The sequence below is a fragment of the Trueperella sp. LYQ143 genome (assembly GCF_046599595.1).
GTDB lineage: Bacteria > Actinomycetota > Actinomycetes > Actinomycetales > Actinomycetaceae > Trueperella.
This window is the reverse complement of sequence record NZ_JBKIWR010000002.1, coordinates 196,021-213,735: the sequence shown is the minus strand read 5'-3', so window position 1 is coordinate 213,735 and position 17,715 is coordinate 196,021. Positions and strand designations below refer to the sequence as shown.

Annotated in this window: 15 protein-coding genes; 8 read left to right on the top strand and 7 right to left on the bottom strand. The window is 53.8% G+C overall.

From position 1 onward, the window contains the following. Positions 1-41: 41 nt before the first annotated feature. Positions 42-1,235: a hypothetical protein gene (locus ACLHIL_RS01925; RefSeq protein ID WP_411296244.1), complete on the bottom strand. Its 1,194-nt coding sequence runs from the start codon at positions 1,233-1,235 to the stop codon at positions 42-44. Then, positions 1,236-2,579: a dipeptidase gene (locus tag ACLHIL_RS01920; RefSeq protein WP_411296242.1), complete on the bottom strand. Its 1,344-nt coding sequence runs from the start codon at positions 2,577-2,579 to the stop codon at positions 1,236-1,238. It lies immediately after the preceding gene. A gap of 127 nt (positions 2,580-2,706) precedes the next feature. Here ACLHIL_RS01920 and ACLHIL_RS01915 point away from each other — a divergent pair, with 127 nt between their 5' ends. Then, a complete protein-coding gene (locus ACLHIL_RS01915) occupies positions 2,707-3,405 on the top strand; it encodes a DUF3043 domain-containing protein (RefSeq protein WP_411296241.1) in 699 nt (232 codons plus the stop codon). Positions 3,406-3,834: 429 nt separating this feature from the next. Here the strand turns inward: ACLHIL_RS01915 and ACLHIL_RS01910 are convergent, their stop codons facing one another. Continuing rightward, positions 3,835-4,848, bottom strand: a complete 1,014-nt coding sequence (locus ACLHIL_RS01910; RefSeq protein WP_411296240.1) for a quinone-dependent dihydroorotate dehydrogenase — start codon at positions 4,846-4,848, stop codon at positions 3,835-3,837. Positions 4,849-4,854: 6 nt separating this feature from the next. Next, entirely contained in the window at positions 4,855-5,307 is a 453-nt protein-coding gene (locus ACLHIL_RS01905; protein WP_411296239.1) for a hypothetical protein, read from the bottom strand. Positions 5,308-5,632: 325 nt separating this feature from the next. On the opposite strand from ACLHIL_RS01905, the gene ACLHIL_RS01900 reads away from it, so the two are divergent. Further along, entirely contained in the window at positions 5,633-7,048 is a 1,416-nt protein-coding gene (locus tag ACLHIL_RS01900) for a leucyl aminopeptidase (RefSeq protein ID WP_411296238.1), read from the top strand. Positions 7,049-7,723: 675 nt separating this feature from the next. On the opposite strand, the gene ACLHIL_RS01895 is transcribed toward ACLHIL_RS01900, so the two are convergent. Continuing rightward, entirely contained in the window at positions 7,724-8,047 is a 324-nt protein-coding gene (locus tag ACLHIL_RS01895) for an oxidoreductase (protein ID WP_411296237.1), read from the bottom strand. A gap of 138 nt (positions 8,048-8,185) precedes the next feature. On the opposite strand from ACLHIL_RS01895, the gene lpdA reads away from it, so the two are divergent. The 4 genes from lpdA to ACLHIL_RS01875 all read left to right on the top strand — a co-directional run bounded on the left by lpdA (position 8,186) and on the right by ACLHIL_RS01875 (position 14,123). Next, a complete protein-coding gene (lpdA, locus tag ACLHIL_RS01890) occupies positions 8,186-9,562 on the top strand; it encodes a dihydrolipoyl dehydrogenase (protein WP_411296235.1) in 1,377 nt (458 codons plus the stop codon). Between the two features lie 18 nt (positions 9,563-9,580). Then, on the top strand, positions 9,581-11,377 hold the full coding sequence (gene sucB, locus ACLHIL_RS01885; RefSeq protein ID WP_411296233.1) for a 2-oxoglutarate dehydrogenase, E2 component, dihydrolipoamide succinyltransferase: 1,797 nt from the start codon (positions 9,581-9,583) through the stop codon (positions 11,375-11,377). A gap of 791 nt (positions 11,378-12,168) precedes the next feature. Then, positions 12,169-13,380: an MFS transporter gene (locus tag ACLHIL_RS01880; protein WP_411296231.1), complete on the top strand. Its 1,212-nt coding sequence runs from the start codon at positions 12,169-12,171 to the stop codon at positions 13,378-13,380. Positions 13,381-13,424: 44 nt separating this feature from the next. Further along, positions 13,425-14,123 (top strand): DUF4191 domain-containing protein, encoded by a 699-nt coding sequence (locus ACLHIL_RS01875; protein WP_411296230.1) that lies wholly within the window; start codon positions 13,425-13,427, stop codon positions 14,121-14,123. A gap of 644 nt (positions 14,124-14,767) precedes the next feature. On the opposite strand, the gene ACLHIL_RS01870 is transcribed toward ACLHIL_RS01875, so the two are convergent. Both ACLHIL_RS01870 and ACLHIL_RS01865 read right to left on the bottom strand, forming a co-directional pair. Continuing rightward, complete coding sequence (locus ACLHIL_RS01870; RefSeq protein ID WP_411296229.1) at positions 14,768-15,391, bottom strand: histidine phosphatase family protein; 624 nt, start codon at positions 15,389-15,391, stop codon at positions 14,768-14,770. A gap of 42 nt (positions 15,392-15,433) precedes the next feature. Then, a complete protein-coding gene (locus tag ACLHIL_RS01865) occupies positions 15,434-15,685 on the bottom strand; it encodes a hypothetical protein (RefSeq protein ID WP_411296228.1) in 252 nt (83 codons plus the stop codon). A 258-nt stretch (positions 15,686-15,943) separates the two neighbouring features. Here ACLHIL_RS01865 and map point away from each other — a divergent pair, with 258 nt between their 5' ends. Next, positions 15,944-16,855, top strand: coding sequence for a type I methionyl aminopeptidase (map, locus tag ACLHIL_RS01860; RefSeq protein ID WP_411296227.1), 912 nt, complete (start codon positions 15,944-15,946; stop codon positions 16,853-16,855). 80 nt (positions 16,856-16,935) lie between these two features. Beyond that, positions 16,936-17,703 carry a polyphosphate--glucose phosphotransferase gene (gene ppgK, locus ACLHIL_RS01855; RefSeq protein WP_411296226.1) on the top strand — a complete coding sequence of 256 codons (768 nt, stop codon included), beginning with the start codon at positions 16,936-16,938 and terminating at the stop codon, positions 17,701-17,703. The last annotated feature ends 12 nt before the right edge of the window (positions 17,704-17,715 follow it).

The window sequence follows — 17,715 nt, the reverse complement described above, 5'->3', positions numbered from 1 at the left end:
ATTACTGGATTACTGGATTACTAACACCGTGCGCACCACAATCACCACCCCCATGTTCGGGCAACGCGGCCTATTGCCTGCTGGAGGCGCATGACCATCTGCCTATGTTCTAATTGCAGGGAATCTGTATGCGATACCCCCTGAAACGCAAGAGCACCCTCACCAGGCAACTCGTACATTCCACACAGCCCTAACCGCGGCAGCTCACCTCGGCGTACATCGGCATGTTCGAATACCCCAACTAGCGGATTCCCCTCATCTTCGCATCGCTGCGCGAGAGCCGTTAAAGTGCTGGGAACCTTTAATCCCAGACGATACCCCACGTATATAACAAGATCCGCATTTACAGGAGAATCCGAGATGGACCATGCCCCAATCGGACGAGCGAAAGCCCCCAAGGCCAATAAGCTCATCGCTAGACCGCCAGCCACCCCGGAATACGCCACTCGATCATCCAAGCCGACTCCGAGTATGTGACGAGAGGATTCGGCCTGCTGCAAATGATGAAACCAGCGACCAATATGACGTTCACATTCTTGAGCTAGCTTCCCAGGGTATCCACCCTGATGCCAGGTGCGGGCCATTCCGGTTAATCCGCGTAAGGATAGTTCATCCGGATATGTAAAACCTATTCGAGTATCCCCTAAGCAACGCCGTGCCTGAGCATACAACTCTCGCAACTGTTGTGCGGGAATACTCGCATAGCGGTCACACTGCTGCACGAGCAAGGATGGTTCACACCCCTCCCCGTTTACCGGCAGGATACTGCCCATATCTTCATCATCCACACCGGCTAAGGCACAGACCATCCCCATTCCAAGATCGCTGGTAGAGATCACACGCGGCAAATGGATAGTTATCCCTGTCGTCCCGCTATCGATGAGTTCGTTGCAGAGTTGACCAAGGAAATGAGTAGAGCCAGCGAGCCTCCCTGGATCGCCATCCCACGCGTATCTCTCGCTCAGATCAATACTGGCTTCATCATCCCACTGCCATACTGGAACACCTCCCGCGTCACCACCATCAGCTAAAAGACGTCGGTGTGCGTGGGGATGACGGGTGCGGATAACATCTTCTACACCCGATCCCAGCTCAGCGAGATATAGTCCATCACTGACGGGAAAAGCACTAACCTCATCCGTCGGGCGGGCTGCTAGCCAGGCAGCCCGTGCCTGGCTAGCAACGTCTCGCGCAGAAATTCCGGGTAATGCGGCGCCAGCAAGGGCAACCCACATTTATTCCCCTAGACGGGTTAACAGCAATGCTTCGGCAACAATTGCATGACGCCAATCTCCAAGATGGAGCGATTCATTAGCCGAATGTGCCCGCGAGTCTGGATCCTCAATCCCTGTGACAAGGATTTGTGCCTGTGGGAATACCTCACATAGATCTGCAACAAAAGGAATGGAGCCGCCAACTCCAATATCCACACTGTCACATCCCCAGGCTTCCCGCAACGCCCAGCGCATAGCCTCTGCCGCCGGCGTTGAATCCGGTGCTTCAAAAGCAGGACCGCACTCGTTAATCGTGATATTCAACTGCGCACCGAACGGAACGTGTGCCTCCAAATGACGGCACAGTGCCTGTGCGGCTTCTGCTGAATCCTGCCCTGGGCATACCCGCAGGGAGAGAATAAAACGAGTGGCGGGGATAATAGTGTTCGATACCAGATCCACTGGAGTAACGTCCATCGCGGTGACTGCAAGAGCAGGCTTCGTCCACAAACGTGAGGTCAACGATCCAGTACCGGCAAGTTCTACGCCGTCCAGAACTCCCGCATCGGCTCGCAATTGTGCCTCCGGGTAGTCAACATCCGTCTCATCTCGCGCTAAGAGCCCGTCAATTGCAACATCGCCGTTGTCATCGTGCAAAGTGGCGATGAGGCGGGAGGCGAGAGTCACCGCATCGAGAATCGGGCCACCGTACATCCCAGAATGTAAGGCGTGGTCTAATACGCGCAATTCAACCTCTACTTGCGTCACTCCCCGCAAAGAGGTGGTCAGTGCAGGCGTTCCTACCGCCCAATTGTTCGAATCAGCAACGATAATGACGTCGGCGGCTAATTCCTCCTGGTATTGCCGCAGAAAATCACGGAATGTCGGGGATCCAATTTCTTCTTCCCCTTCAATAAACAGAGTAATTCCAACTCCAGGCTTTGCTGCAGCAATTGCCGCCAAATGTGCAATAACGCCAGCCTTATCGTCGGCAGCACCCCGCCCGTATAGGCGTCCATCACGTTCAGTTGCGGTAAAAGGATCCGTATTCCACAGCGATTCATCACCTTGCGGCTGTACATCGTGATGAGCGTAGAGCATAATCGTCGGTTTACCAGGTTCTGCTGGACGTCGAGCCAAAATAGCTGGCCGCCCAGTTAACCCCGACGGAGTATTCAATTCGATAATCTGCGTATCTAGGCCCAGCGCCTGCGCACGTTGAGCAATCCACTGTGCCGAGGTCTTCAAATGCGCCTGATCGAAGGAATCAGCAGATACCGACGGAATCGCAACGAGTTCAGTCAAATCTGCAATATTTTGCGGCATGGATTGGTCTACTGCGTTTTTCACATCCTGATAATTCATGCCTCCACGATACCGCGATAGCGCTTCGTGGTGCGTTTAACCGCGCTACGAGACGCGTTTCATGACTAAGCCGACTACACTGGACACGATAACTGAGTGAAATATCTCGAGGCATATAAGGATAAGCGTGTTCGGATTCAAGAAGCAGACACAGTCGCAGCAGCCCCATGATTCCCAGCAAGAAGCTCCGCTTCCCAAGGGATACACCCCCGCAAAAGGCGCCCCCACCCCGCGCCGTAAGGATGTTCAAGCTGCCCGACGCCGCCCCCTCATTGCTGATACCAGCTCAATGTCCCGCAGCGAAAAACGCGCGGTACGAGCCGAGCAACGCGCCCGATCCAATGAGCTGTACCACAAACAGCAAGAAGCAATGCGCACTGGTGATGAGCGCAATATGCCACCGCAGCATCAAGGGCGCGAGCGGGCGTGGGCGCGAAATTATATCGACGCGACAGGCCCTTACTCATCCATGTTCATGCCGCTCGCTCTGCTGCTTATTCCGGTCATGTTTTTGCAGTACCGCTGGCCACGGGTATTTATTCCCGTCATCTGGGTCATCTACGCCTTGTTCATTGCCATGATGGTCTACGCCGTTTATTTGGCGCGTAAGACGAAAATGCTCGCGGAATATCACTTTGGCAGCCTCCCCCGAGGATTCTTCATGCAAATGCTCGGGCGTTGTTTCTATGTCCGACGCTGGCGGCTCCCGGTTCCGCAGGTCAAGCGGGGAGAGTTCCCTAAAGGCTCATCGCGTCAGGACGTTAAAGCCGCGCGGCAGGCTCGCCGCAATGGTCGGCGCGGTTTGGGATTCTTCAAGCGCCGCTAAAGATACCGAGATATATCTGAGGAGTTATCAGAATTATTTGGGGTTTAGCTGCTGAAAGCTAAAGAGCTAGGGCTAATAGCTCCCTGCCCCTCGTACCTATGTAACCTGTTGATCGCGCAATGCTGAAATATACAGCCTGCGCGATCAGTTCTTTTCCCGCGTTATCCGGCATTTGGGCGCCAGCGACGTACAGCCGTACCTCCCGTTTCTATGCGGGAGCACCACCATCCCTAACAGGTATTTCGCCGCTGCAGGGCAACGGCTTCACGCCCTTTCACCTCAGCTTCTCCACTTGCTCCTCACCTGGTTGCGGTAAGAAGAGAAAAGATACAGATATCTTCGCGCCGCGTGCGATAGCTGAGCCGCTAATCGCAAAAAGCAACTTAAGAGCCAGCGCTAGCACCTAGTTACTGACAGCAAAATGCCGGCTTAGCGTCGGCGCAATCCGCGGGCGAGACTACGAACAAGCCACGGCCCGTAATAAATGAAACTGGTATAGATCTGCACAAGATCCGCTCCCGCATCGAGCACCCGCCGGGCGTCAGCAACACTAGAAATACCGCCTACCCCAATGATGAGCGCTTGCTGACCCAATTCGGCGCGAACTATCTCCACAATATCAACGGTGCGGTCCAACAGAATCGGGCCAGAGAGCCCGCCCTCACCGCGATCATGCCCGATCGTGGTGTTAGCAGCCACCACCCCTGCAATCTTCTCCCGACGAACTAACTCACATATCTCACGAATGTCTTCGTCAGCTAAATCTGGGGCGATCTTAACAAGAACTGGCGTTGTGCCAGCATGGTCACGCACAGCGCGGATAATCTCCGTCAACGAACTAACCGCCTGCAAATCCCGTAAGCCTGGCGTATTTGGCGAGGAGACGTTAATCACCAGATAGTCAGCATAGGGAGCAAGTTTATGGGCGCAAATCGCATAATCTTGAGGGGCTTGTTCGGGCGTCACCCATTTGTTTTTCCCGATATTGACCCCGACCACCACGTCTTTACCGCGTCGGTGCTCTCGCAGCGCACGCAATTGGATAACTGCAGCGTCTACCCCATCGTTATTGAATCCCATGCGGTTTCGGATTGTGCGGTCTTCCAGATGACGCCACAACCGTGGCTTATCGTTACCAGGTTGCGGGCGCGGAGTAATCGTCCCCACCTCGATAAAACCAAAACCTAGTGCATCTAGCCCGAGCACAGCCTCCGCGTTTTTATCTAATCCGGCAGCAATACCGACAATATTGGGAACGACGCGACCAATATGGCAGACGTGATACGGCAAGACTCGACCGGCAGAAAATACCACACGCCGAGCAAGGCCAGGAAGAATCGGGGTCTTTCCAAAGGCAGAAATCGCCCGCATCGCTATGTGATGGGCCTGTTCGGGATCAATACGAGTAATAACACGATCAAAAACAAGACGATACAGACCCATAATTATTTACCTCCGACGTTGCGATTCCTCGCTTTGCCGAGCTGCCATTGCCGCCGGCTGCGACCAGATATGCCATATCAACACTAGGACAATGGCACAGGTAGGAAGAAAAACATAACTCTTTCCGGCTACATACGCCGGATTAGACGGATCGAACACCTGTGGAATTGCAAGACCAAGGATCGCTAGCAACAAGTTGGCAACCCAACACGCAAAAGCACATATCCGCATTCTGCGACCATTGTGCAAAGTCCCCATACAACCGCCGATCCAGGCGAGAGCAACAACGCATGATGTTGCGGCAATCGCGTAATGACCAAGGTGTACCTGAGTTGTTATGGCGATAATGGCGCGCCAAGCAAATACCACTGCGGCAAAACACAAAAGCACAATAAAAATCCAGGGCCATCCGCGAGAGCGGCTGCGGTCATCAGTCAGCCGTCGTTGCTCGTGTGCCACCTTTGCTCCTTGTGTCGTCCCAATCCTTACTGCGTTCTGCGTTACTCGCTCTCACAGCCTAGACCCGCTAGAGCTGAGAAGCCAGCGCCAATACCTGCCGGTGAGGTATTTTCTGACGGAATACCCCGCAATTGGCCATCGGCTCTCAGCCTACGTAGATATTATCGCGACTGCGATATGGGAATACCTCATGGAGATCTCAATAGTGCTCGATACCGCAATCGCCGCTCAATATCGTAGCTACATGCGCGATAGCATACCTCGATGTACCTGCTGGTGACTGCGCATTGAGCAGTCACATACCGAGCAGCCCTATACTGGGAGGATGGTCAATATTATTCGTGAATCATTTTCCCAGGATCTCAATACTCATCTTCTTATCTGTGCGCAACGCCAAGATGAAGAAATCACCCTCGACACTAAAATCACCGATGAGACGTTTTGTTCTCAGCTCCTTACCGCATTGCATACGCTGAATGCTCGCAGTGTCACGACACTAGCTAACCCTGCTAATCCGAGCTACCGCGTTATTGTCGCAATTGCCGCTGCTGATGACGCCACAGATGGTGAAGATCCAACGCGAAGCCTCTTTGGCAGTGTTGCGCGTGCCGCACGAGGTTTAGATCGACTGGTTCTGGCTTCTGATATTGCCGATCTTCCTGCTGCTATTGAGGGAATCCTGCTCGGCTCCTACGTCTTTACCGAATACAAGGAGGCCAAAGAGACCCCACTAGGCACGCTCGTTATCGACAGTACCGATGAAGACGCGCTGCGCCGTGCGGAGATCGTCAGCGAGGCAACCAATCGGGTTCGTGATCTGGTCAATATGGCTCCGAATCATCTGGTACCCGAGACGCTGGCACAAATCGCTGACGAGGAAGCCAGTGCTGCTGGCTGTGACGTCCGTATCTACCAGGGCAAAGATCTCGCTGAGATCGGTGCAGCAGGCATTATCCACGTGGGGCGAGGATCAAAGAATCGCCCGTGTTTAGTGCGGGTTGAGTATCGCCATCCTGACGCCCAGTCAACGACTGCCTTAGTTGGTAAGGGAATCACGTTCGATACTGGCGGATATTCTCTCAAACCCGCACAGGCAATGGTTGAAATGAAAACTGATATGGCCGGTGCAGCCACCGTCCTCCAAACGGTCATCGTGGCAGCCCGCTTGGAGCTGCCAGTTCACGTCGTCGGATGGATGTGTTGTGCGGAGAATATGATCTCCGGAATCGCTGGGCACCCCGATGACGTCATCATTTACCGCAACGGAACCTCCGTTGAGATTAATAACACCGACGCAGAAGGTCGCCTTGTTCTGGCCGACGGTCTACTGATGGCCAGTGCCGAGAAGCCTGATCGGATTATTGATATTGCAACGTTAACGGGTGCTCAGATGGTCGCATTGGGCGAGCGCGTCACCGGCATTATGGGGACGGATGATCTCCCTCAACGCCTGTGTACATTGGCGGCAGAAGCTGGCGAATCGGCATGGCATATGCCCCTGCCAACACATCTGCGTAAGAACTTGGATTCCGATGTTGCTGATATTCGCAATGCGGGTTCCCGTTACGGCGGTATGCTTGCCGCGGGATTGTTCCTCAAAGAATTCGTCGATTGCCCGGCGTGGGCGCATGTCGATATAGCTGGTCCGTCCTTTAATCGTGGCTGCGCGTATGGATCGACGCCGAAGGGAGCAACTGGCGTCATGCTTCGCACCCTTCTTCGGGCGGTGGAGAGCCGGTAACGCTCGTTCGTTTGCCGTGGTGCGGGTTGAGGCGGGGGGGGCATGCTCCCCCGCCCGCAGGAATCGAGCAGCATTATCTGCTGAATTATCTATCTGGCACTGACGATTTAGTAGCTCCTGTGGGGTGTGGTTGATATACCACACCCCATACGGCTATCAACGCTTAATTCACTACCAATCAAGCGGCTGATGAACAAACGAGGATCCGCTCCAAGCTTTCGATACTTTTCTGAGTTTTATACGGCTTTTCTGCGGGCGCGGGCGCTGCCATTTTCTAGCCCTAACCCTAAGTGCCTGAAACACGGTATGAACTTTCCACAGTCCAATACTCACTCGTTTCCTACAGCTAAACTGCGACTCTCTATCTACGGTTTGCCTCGGTTTATCGCCGCGATATGCCATCGTAACGCGCGTTCTCACTCGCTTCTCAGTGCTGCGCTCTTCGTCTTTCCGCAAATCTATACGCGCTGGTTTTAGTAAATGCTTTACTAAGTAGCTCTATTGTTTGGTTTTTACTAGCCATTTACTCGACTTACTACCTACTAAAGTGGCGTGCCACGCAGCCACGAAACTAAATTGTCAGAGCACTAACTAAATCGCTAGTAAAATCCGCCCGCAAATATTCAGAAGTGGCGCAGAGGTATAACCCCCCCCCCACTTACCATTGCGCTAACACTAGCCGCGATTAGCCTGCTGACGCGCCGACCACTGCCGCATCGACTGCGGATAGCCAGTCCGTGCCACATCAAAGAGTGGGATTCCTAAACGATTCGTCAATTTCACCGCCTGATCGAGATTAGGGACTTTACGGCGTGTCCACTCCCCGTCAGTGGCAACAAACACAACCGTCGCTGGTTCTCGTGAGGTCTGCGCCTCAAAATATGCTTCTACCCCAGTGCGCGAGGCGGCAAACTGCTCAAGATGAGCATACGTCTCATTTTTGGCGCGCCGTTGCGACATACCGCCACTGCTAGACCCATTACGCGAAAAGATACCCACACGGCGATCATACGCGATCAATAGGCAACCAGGTTCACGCTCCCAGAGTACTCATTGCACATTCTCGATCATGAAGTGGAATAATTACAGGGAAGACACTGGCAATGCCAGCACCGACGATTCTCAAGGGAGAGGTAAGTGACTGAAACCAAGGAATACGATGTCGTGATCCTCGGCGCCGGCTCAGGCGGCTACGCCTGTGCTATGCGAGGTGCACAATTAGGCCTATCTGTGGCCCTCATCGAAGGTGACAAGGTCGGCGGCACATGTTTACACCGTGGCTGTATCCCGACGAAAGCTCTCCTGCACGCCGCAGAGGTTGCCGATGAAATGCGCGAGTCTGCGTCAATCGGAGTCAAGGGCAGCTTCGACGGCATTGATATGACCGCGTTAAATTCCTACAAGAATTCCGTCATCGACAAGATGTATAAGGGGCTCACTGGGCTCATTGACGGCCGCGGAATTGACACTATTACCGGCTGGGGTCGCCTGGTTGGGCCGAATACTGTCGAGGTCGGCGGTCAGCACATCACTGGAAAGAATATCGTCCTAGCAACCGGATCGTATTCCAAGACGATTGGCCAGCGGATCACTAATCGGGTCATCACCTCAGAAAAAGCGCTATCTATGGATGTCGTCCCCAATTCAGTGGTCGTCCTGGGCGGCGGCGTTATCGGATGTGAGTTTGCTTCCGTATGGGCTTCCTATGGCGCGCAGGTCACCATTATCGAAGGTCTGGATCGCCTCGTTCCCAATGAAGACGCCGCGATCTCGAAGATGCTTGAGCGCCAGTTCCGTAAGCGCAAGATCGCATTCAAGACCAAGACCATGTTCGATCGGGTCGAGGAAGACGAATCAGGCGTCCACGTATTCACCCAAGATGGCAAACAGTATGACGCAGAATATCTCCTCATCGCTATCGGGCGTGGTCCGTCTACGGCAAACCTGGGATACGAAGAACAGGGCATCACGATTGATCGCGGTTTCGTTATCACCAACGAACGGCTACACACCGGCGTCGGTAATATCTATGCCGTAGGAGATATTGTTCCCGGCGTTCAGCTCGCTCACCGTGGCTTCCTACAAGGTCTGTTTGTGGCAGAAGAAATTGCTGGGCTTAACCCGAAGGTTATCGACGAAAATCTCATTCCGAAAGTCACCTTCTGCAATCCAGAGATCGCTTCCGTCGGGCTGACGCAAGAAAAAGCTGAGGAAAAGTACGGGAAAGAGAACGTCGAAACCGCCGAATTCAACCTGGCGGGTAACGGCAAATCCCAAATGCTTGGCACGCAAGGTTTCGTTAAAATCGTTCGAGAGAAAGACGGGCCAATTGTTGGTTTCCATGCTATTGGCGCGCGCATGGGTGAGCACGTCGGTGAAGGCATGCTTATGACCGCCTGGGAAGCATTCCCCGAGGATTTCGACGGTCTAATCCACGCTCACCCCACTCAAAATGAATCTATCGGAGAAGCACTCCTCGCCCTCGCTGGCAAGCCGCTTCACACCCACAACTAACACAGGAGTAATGCGTTAATGTCTGAAGCAATCAAGATGCCCGCACTGGGCGAGTCTGTCAACGAAGGCACGGTAACGACGTGGCTCAAGCAGGTCGGCGATCACGTCGAGGTTGACGAGCCTATTTTGGAAGTATCGACGGACAAAGTCGATACCGAAGTTCCTGCGCCGATTTCTGGGGTGCTGGAGAGCATTGAAGTCCAAGAAGATGAAACCGTTGCAGTGGGCACGGTCCTGGGTTATATCGGAGATGGCTCCTCCGCTGGCTCGGATACCACATCTGAAGCCGCACCTGCCGCTGAGTCACAACCTGCTCCAGCTCCCGAGGCACCAGCACCAGCCAATGATCCTGCCCCCGCGTCAGCACCTGAGGAAAGCGGCACGGGCGTCGAAGTCACCATGCCGGCTCTGGGTGAGTCTGTCAACGAAGGCACGGTAACGACGTGGCTCAAGCAGGTCGGCGATCACGTCGAGGTTGACGAGCCTATTTTGGAAGTATCGACGGACAAAGTCGATACCGAAGTTCCTGCGCCAGCTTCCGGCGTTCTCAGCGAAATTCGCGTTCAGGAAGATGAAACTGTCAGCGTTGGCTCGGTACTCGCCATTATTGGCGGCAAGGTATCTGCCAGCGCCGATGATCCGGCCGCGAGTGCACCAGCAGTCGATCAGGTCGAACCTCAGCCGGTACCAGCCGAGCCAGCACCGGCTCCTGCGCACACCGCTCCTGCTCCTGCCCCTGTTTCGCCTGCGCCGATCCCACCAGCTCCTGCTGCTCCTGCTGCGCCGGTTCCTGTACCCCCAGCATCTGCACCAGATGGTAAGTCTGCTTACGTCACGCCTATCGTGCGCAAGCTCGCTAAAGAGCGCGGTGTTGACTTGGCAACGGTGACTGGCACGGGCGTCGGTGGGCGTATCCGCCGCGAGGATGTAGAAGCCGCTGCACAGGCCGCCCAGGCTCTCGCTGCCCAGCCAAGCGTTCCGGCTGCTAGCCCCGCCACTCCGGCAGGTGCACCCGCCCAGGCTCCCGTGCCCTCAACGGCTGGCGTTTCCGCCGCCACCGCAAAGTCGCAAATTGCCCAGAAGGCTGAAGCCTCTGCACAATTGCGTGGCACTCGCCAAAAGATGACCGGCGTGCGTAAGGCAATCGCCGCGCACATGGTCAATTCTTTGGCGGTTTCCGCTCAATTGACCACCATCATGGAAGTTGATGTCACCCGACTCGTTGCTTTGCGCGCGAAAGCCAAGGATTCCTTCCAGGCGCGCGAAGGCGTCAAACTGACGTATCTGCCGTTCTTCGTGCAAGCAGCGACGGAAGCTCTCAAGGCTCATCCCATTATTAACTCCTCCGTCGAAGATAATGAGATCGTCTACCACGATGTCGAGCATGTCGGCATTGCGGTTGATACCGAGCGTGGCTTATTCGTCCCGGTTATCAAGAACTGTGGGGATTTGAATATTGCTGGTATTGCCAAGCAGATTTCTGATCTTGCTGGCCGCACCCGCGATGGAAAGATCAAGCCTGATGAGTTAACCGGATCAACCTTTACCATCACCAATACGGGTTCGGCCGGAGCCATCATGGATACCCCGATTATTAATCAGCCGAATGTCGCCATTCTCGGCACGGGTGCTATTTTCACTGCCCCTGGTGTCGTAAAGGACGCAGACGGAAACGACGTCATCTCTATCCGTTCTAAATGCTACCTGTGTATCTCCTACGATCACCGGATCATTGATGGAGCTGCGGCTTCTCGCTATCTGCGTGACGTGAAGTTGCGGCTAGAAGAGGGAGATTTCGCAAGCGACGTTCTCTAGCGAATAACTCGTTAAACGGGTACTTCTCTGACGGTGGGGCGGTAGTTTTGCTACCGCCCCACACAGTTTCTTTAGGTATCGTTTTATTTTGTTTTGCGCTTTTCTTTCTTGATGTTTCTTTCCGTCTTTTTCCTTCTCTCTCCCCCCACTCCGACTCTGTGTTCTCCTCGTATCGCCACCTACACGTCTTGCTAGCGCTCGGCGTATCTCTTCTCTCTCTCCCCCCCCAGGCTTTCACATTGCTCGCCTGTCTTTTTCCCCTCCCCTGCGGATTCTTCGTCATTCCTTTTCTGCATTCCTTTTCTCCCATCATTTCTTTCGCGCTTTTATCTCGCTCAACACATTTCAGCTTCGGGATATTTCGATATGCACACTTCAGACCCCACAGCCAATCAGCAGGATTTTCGCCATCAACACGATCAATACTCGCGAAAAACAACACCCTGTGGGAGCAGGCATTGCCGACACCACACCACTCATCTAACCGTTTTGCTTGCGTTTAGGTAGCTATCGGCTCATACTTGCTTAGGCATAAATACGGAATGTGAGTATGCAGCCTCTGGTCACCACCCCATCCGGGTATAGGGAGAGTCCACTTTCTTCATCGGAGCGTCTTGAGAATTCAACGTCTCTTCCTATGTGCAGGTTGGCAACCGCTTACCTGCGAGTAGTGCCGTGCCACAGTGAACACAACATATGGTCGCACCCCGAGGTCTTACTCATACCGGAGATCTCGTCGGGACACACCACGCCAGCCAGACGGCTCCGTCTCTCCCGAAAGGATGAACTGCATGAGCAACAGCGTAATGGCTGGTTACCGTGAGTTACCCCGCCTGGTTGGAATATGGCATATGGTGATCTCGTTCTTCGGTCGTCTCCCCATTTCCATGATTATCATTGGGGTTTTGACGCTTATCGTCAACGCTACCGACTCCGTTGAAATCGCAGCCTACTGTTCCGCCGCGCTAGCGATTTCTAATGCCGTGGGGAATGTATTAATTGGCCGCCTCACAGATCGTTATGGGCAGCGGCGCCCCCTGTTGGCTATTGCTCCCATCAATGTTATTGCGTTACTTTCCCTCGTTATGGCAACGCGCGCCAATGCTCCTAGCGCCGTTCTCGTAGGATTATCCGCTCTTATTGGGGTATCGACGTGCCCAATCGGCCCGCTTACCCGCGTTCGCTGGTATCCCCTGGCCAGCTCTCATCAGTTACCTGCCGCCATGTCATGGGAAACAGTTAACGACGAACTGGTTTTCGTTCTCGGCCCAGCAGCCGTCGGCATTCTAGCTGCCGCGATCCATCCTGCAGCTCCCCTGGTTATTTCGGCACTTCTCGTCGCAACATGTGTAATTCCTTTTGCGTTATCACGTTTTGCACTACCACCAGCTATTTCGGCTACACATACGCCATCCTTTGCGCGCATTATGCGCCGGATCCGCACTCCCTTTATCACCATGTGGTGCATGGGCATGTTTTTCGGAGCAATGCAGACCTCCGTCACCGCCTTTGCTAAAGATCATGGGATCGCCGTTATGGGCGGTCTTATCTATTCAGCAATGGGGCTCTCGGCTGCGATCACTGCACTGCTCGCCGTTGGGCTACCTGCCCGCATGAGTCATGTGACTCGCATCTGGATGGGAGGAATCGGCCTCGCCGGTGGCGCACTCTTATGCGTATGCGCACATCATGTAGCACTGCTCGCTGTCTTCTTATTCATTGCTGGATTATTTATTGGGCCGGTCGGCGTTGCTATTTTCACCCTCGCTGGGCAATGGGCACCGCGTGGCGGCGACGGCGTAGCTAATACTGCGATCGTCTCTGCCAATGTTTTAGGAGTAGCTACAGCGAATACGTTAATTGGCAAGGCTTTAGAGAGTCATCTTTCCTTGGGTTTCATGATGGCCGCTGGCTTTGGTCTGGCTATGATGCTGGTTGCTCTCAGCTTTGGTCGATACGATGAGCACCATCTGCGTGCTGTCGCCGTTGAGAGCGGGCGGTAGATCCACTAAACTCTAAGCGTCCCCTAAACGAGGAAGTACAGGAAATGGCGAAAGATAAGAAAAATAAGCCCAAGAAGAAGCGGTGGTATTCCTATCTCGGTGATGCCTACCGAATCTCAAAAAAGACCTTCTCATGGACTCCTTGGGCTCTCCTAGGGGCATTTGCTCTCGGCATCATTGTGCTGCTCCCCGCTGGTTTCGCTACCGGTCGGTGGATTATTTGGAGCATCCTTGGAATCATCCTCGGTGTTACTTTCACCTTATCCGTGCTCATCCAGCTCGTTAAGCGTGCCTCATTCCGGCAAATTGACGGAGTACCTGGCGCCTCAGGAGCAGTCTTGTCAAATATTAAGCGCGGTTGGGTAGTCGAAGAACAGCCGGTTCGTTTCAATGTCCGGACTCAAGACATGATCTTCCGTGCAATTGGGCGCCCCGGTATTGTCCTTATTTCTGAAGGTCCCTCCGCCCGTGTCAATCGTCTTATCAACGAAGAACGCCAAGCAATCAAACGTGTTGCACCTTCAGCTCCGGTTGTCGTCGTCAAAACCGGCAATGAGGAAGACCAAGTTCCGCTCATTAAATTGGAACGGCATCTGCGCAAACTACCTAAGCAGATTACCCATCAGGAAGTTGCCGCAGTGACTGCCCGGATGAAGGCGATTCCAACGAATTCACTGCCGATTCCCAAGGGCATTGATCCATATAACGCCCGTCCAGATCGTAGGGCGCTGCGCGGTCGCTAGAACTGACGGCGCATCAGCGTAAATGTGGGCGCAACCAATGCAGATATGTGCATGGTTGCGCCCATGTACATTTCCACCACCCGATGAACAAAAATAGCCAGACGCCTTCCCGTTACAAGTATTACGTGTAGGTCTTTTTATCAGTTGGGGTGTATTGGCGCAGGGGTTTTGCAAGATGTTTCGTCATTCCCTTTTGCTATCGATGCCGCTATCTGTGGTTATTTTTTTCTTTTCCTCGTCCTCCCGTCCCGAAGCAGAATGACGGGAGAATCAGCTAGTAGCTCGCCAGAATGACGATGACTAACGCTTGCAACACAAATCACCCACTGCCCAAAGATAGCTACCAATTGGCATTACGCATATAGCCGCCCAGTGGAAACTTCTCGGCGAGCTATTCTACTCCTGACTTCCCTTTCTTCTCTTCCCTCCTCGAGAAGCTATACCTTTTTGAGGGATATAGGACTATGCCATAGCTGACGCCTATTGGCCCGAATGTTCCGTATATTTAATAACGCGCCACCGCGGAACAATGCACACTCATATTAGATAACAGGCAGCACGCCGAAAAACCACCATCCACATGCGCCTATTTTCCCAACAGATATTCGCCTATGTTAGACGGGCTATCTCTACCTTTCGGCGTATTATGCCTCTGACCGCCCCGCAATGCGCTGGCCCATCCACGACACTGCCTGATAGCCGCTGTCCAGATCGCCCTCAGCAACAATTATTCCCGTGTTTTTCATTGGTTCCCCCCAATGCCGGCGATCCACGCCAGTACATCGAGCACCAGCCCAGGTCTTCATCATCGTTCCGTGAGTAAAAATGACTGCGCACTCTTCTGCGCGCTCCTCAATTTCCCGCACAACCGCATCGAAACGCCCCAAGGTACGCAGCCCATCTACCTCAGGATTATCTCCCATCACCTGATCGAGTCTGCCGGCAATCCACGAGTGCGTCACCGCCGTATATGCGTCATAACCGGCTTGGGTGTGTGCCCCTTCTAAGGTGCCCGCTTCAACCTCGCGCAATCCGGCACGGACGTTAATCTCCATACCCAATCGCGTTGCCAACGGGGTTGCCGTCTGCTGGGTACGAGTCAAGGTCGATGCCCAAATGGACTGCGGAGCTAATGCCACCAGATCGTTGACCACGTCATTGGCTTGTTGCCAGCCCTCTTCCGTCAATACCGACCCTGGATGCACCGTATCAATCGTCTTGGCAACATTCTGATAGGTCTGGCCGTGGCGAACCAAAATCAGACGCACAATACTCCCCTTTTTATCTTGTTCTTGCCTCGTATCGGTTTCTTACCAGTTGCGTTCCCACCGACGTTGTTCTCTATCAAATTCATCATCGTCCCGATGCTGCCATTCCTCTTCGGCATAATCGGCACACATATTGCGTGCTGTGGAAATCAGATAGGCGTCTCGGGCCGCAGCAGCGCTCGGATATGGCCCCATGCATTCAAGAGCTGACCACAGTGGCGTATCAGAACTAGCAACCTCTCCGGTACGGATATTAAACCAATACCGCGATGACGAAGATGATTGTGCTGTCATACCAGCCTCCGTCCGCACATACCTCGCACAGTTGCCTGCTCCTTCCAATATTCCATCATAAACGTGGCGGCAGACGTATTCCTAGGACGCTGGATCTGCACACATTCCACAGTAGCCATGCGTATGCTACTTTCTGTTTTGCTGCTATCAAGATTACTCGACACGCGAAAAGACCAGCAGCACTACACCGAAGCTAGCTGCTTCGTATGACGAGGGGCTATGTTGGTCTGTTCCACAGCGCCGACTACACTGAATCCTATGCAAGGAACACGTGCACCCCGCGGGACGCTTCGCCCTGGTCAAATATCCGCTATTCGTTCAGTTCCCGGAGATATTGCTCGCCCTGAATATCTCTTCCACGACGGGCCAGAGATCGTTACTGCTCGCGAGATCAAATCTGAGCAAACTATTGAAAAGATCCGACGGGCCAGTCGCATTGCCGCTGACGCCCTCTATCATGCTGGCGCAGCCGTTCGCCCGGGCATTACTACGGACGAACTTGACGCTATCGCCCATGAATACCTCATCGCACAGGGCGCATATCCGTCCTGCTTGGGATACATGGGATTCCCCAAATCCATTTGTACCTCTATTAATGAAGTTATCTGCCACGGTATTCCCGATAATCGCCCCTTAGTGGAAGGTGACATCGTGAACCTTGACGTCACCGCATACGTAGATGGCGTGCACGGTGATACAAATGCCATGTTTTACGTCGGGCACGTCGATGAAGAATCTCGCCTGCTTTGCGAGCGCACCTATACCGCAATGATGCGCGGAATTGCGGCTGTTAAGCCAGGGCGGGCATTGAATGTTATCGGTCGAGTTATTCAGTCCTACGCCCACCGTTTTGGATACGGCGTAGTAGAAGATTTCACTGGTCACGGGGTTGGAGAGGCATTCCACTCCGGTTTAATCGTTCCCCATTATGACGCTGCGCCTCGATACGATGACGTCATCACAGAGGGCATGGTATTCACTATAGAACCCATGCTCACTCTCGGAGGTATCGCCTGGGAACAATGGGATGACGATTGGACCGTCGTCACTGCCGACCGGACTCGTAGCGCTCAATGGGAGCACACTATTGTGGTTCGGGAGAACGGCGCGGAAATCCTCACGTTGCCTAGCCACGGGCAACGTTCGCCGGCATTGCCCTCAGATGCCTAACATCTGTTATTCAGCGCTGGTAAAGTGTGCCCCAGTTGCTGCCCAGCGTTCTTAAAAGCAGCCCGTCTCCTGGAGGAAATATGACGAAATCACACCCTTGCGCAATCGGTATTGACGTTGGCGGATCAGGGATTAAAGGCGCACTGGTCGATGTTAAACGCGGAAAGTTCATTACTGAGCGCTACCGTATTCCCACTCCAGAAAACGGTTCTCCGCTCCAGATTGCCGGAGTTATCCGAGAAATTATTGATCTGCTAGAAGCTCCGGCAGATTTGCCCGTCGGCATTTCCTTTCCTGCGCCTATTGTGGCAGGAGTCGTTCCTTTCATGGCAAACCTATCCCAAGAATGGCGCGGTCAGCATGTGGCTTCTATTATCCGTCAAAAGGTAGATCGCCCCATTTTCGTCCTCAACGATGCCGACGCTGCCGGTTACGCCGAGGTACGCTATGGCGCGGCACATGGGCATCGGGGCACCGTCATTATGCTGACCTTAGGCACCGGCATTGGCTCGGCTCTGGTACGCCAACGGCGGCTTATTCCTAACACTGAGCTCGGGCATCTCATCTTGGATAACGGCATCACCGCAGAGCGTTTTGCTTCCTCCGCGGTCTACACCCAGGAGGGATTGAGTTTTGAGCAGTGGGCCGAGCGGTTAACTCAGGTGTTTTCTCATATCAATATGTTGTTCTCCCCCGATTTATTCATCGTTGGCGGCGGAATATCGAAACATCATAAGAAGTTTCTTCCTCTGATTCCGTTGGATACCCCAATCGTGCCCGCAAAATTACGCAATGCTGCAGGTGTTATCGGGGCTGCTCGCGTCGCCTATGAAGAGGCACGCAGATAACACAATACGACG

Excerpts from the sequence above, each read along its gene's own strand:
- ACLHIL_RS01925 (WP_411296244.1), bottom strand. The coding sequence starts at position 1,235 with ATGTGGGTTGCCCTTGCTGGCGCCGCATTACCCGGAATTTCTGCGCGA.
- ACLHIL_RS01920 (WP_411296242.1), bottom strand. The coding sequence starts at position 2,579 with ATGAATTATCAGGATGTGAAAAACGCAGTAGACCAATCCATGCCGCAA.
- ACLHIL_RS01910 (WP_411296240.1), bottom strand. The coding sequence starts at position 4,848 with ATGGGTCTGTATCGTCTTGTTTTTGATCGTGTTATTACTCGTATTGAT.
- ACLHIL_RS01900 (WP_411296238.1), top strand. The coding sequence starts at position 5,633 with ATGGTCAATATTATTCGTGAATCATTTTCCCAGGATCTCAATACTCAT.
- sucB (WP_411296233.1), top strand. The coding sequence starts at position 9,581 with ATGTCTGAAGCAATCAAGATGCCCGCACTGGGCGAGTCTGTCAACGAA.
- ACLHIL_RS01880 (WP_411296231.1), top strand. The coding sequence starts at position 12,169 with ATGAGCAACAGCGTAATGGCTGGTTACCGTGAGTTACCCCGCCTGGTT.
- ACLHIL_RS01875 (WP_411296230.1), top strand. The coding sequence starts at position 13,425 with ATGGCGAAAGATAAGAAAAATAAGCCCAAGAAGAAGCGGTGGTATTCC.
- ACLHIL_RS01865 (WP_411296228.1), bottom strand. The coding sequence starts at position 15,685 with ATGACAGCACAATCATCTTCGTCATCGCGGTATTGGTTTAATATCCGT.
- map (WP_411296227.1), top strand. The coding sequence starts at position 15,944 with ATGCAAGGAACACGTGCACCCCGCGGGACGCTTCGCCCTGGTCAAATA.
- ppgK (WP_411296226.1), top strand. The coding sequence starts at position 16,936 with ATGACGAAATCACACCCTTGCGCAATCGGTATTGACGTTGGCGGATCA.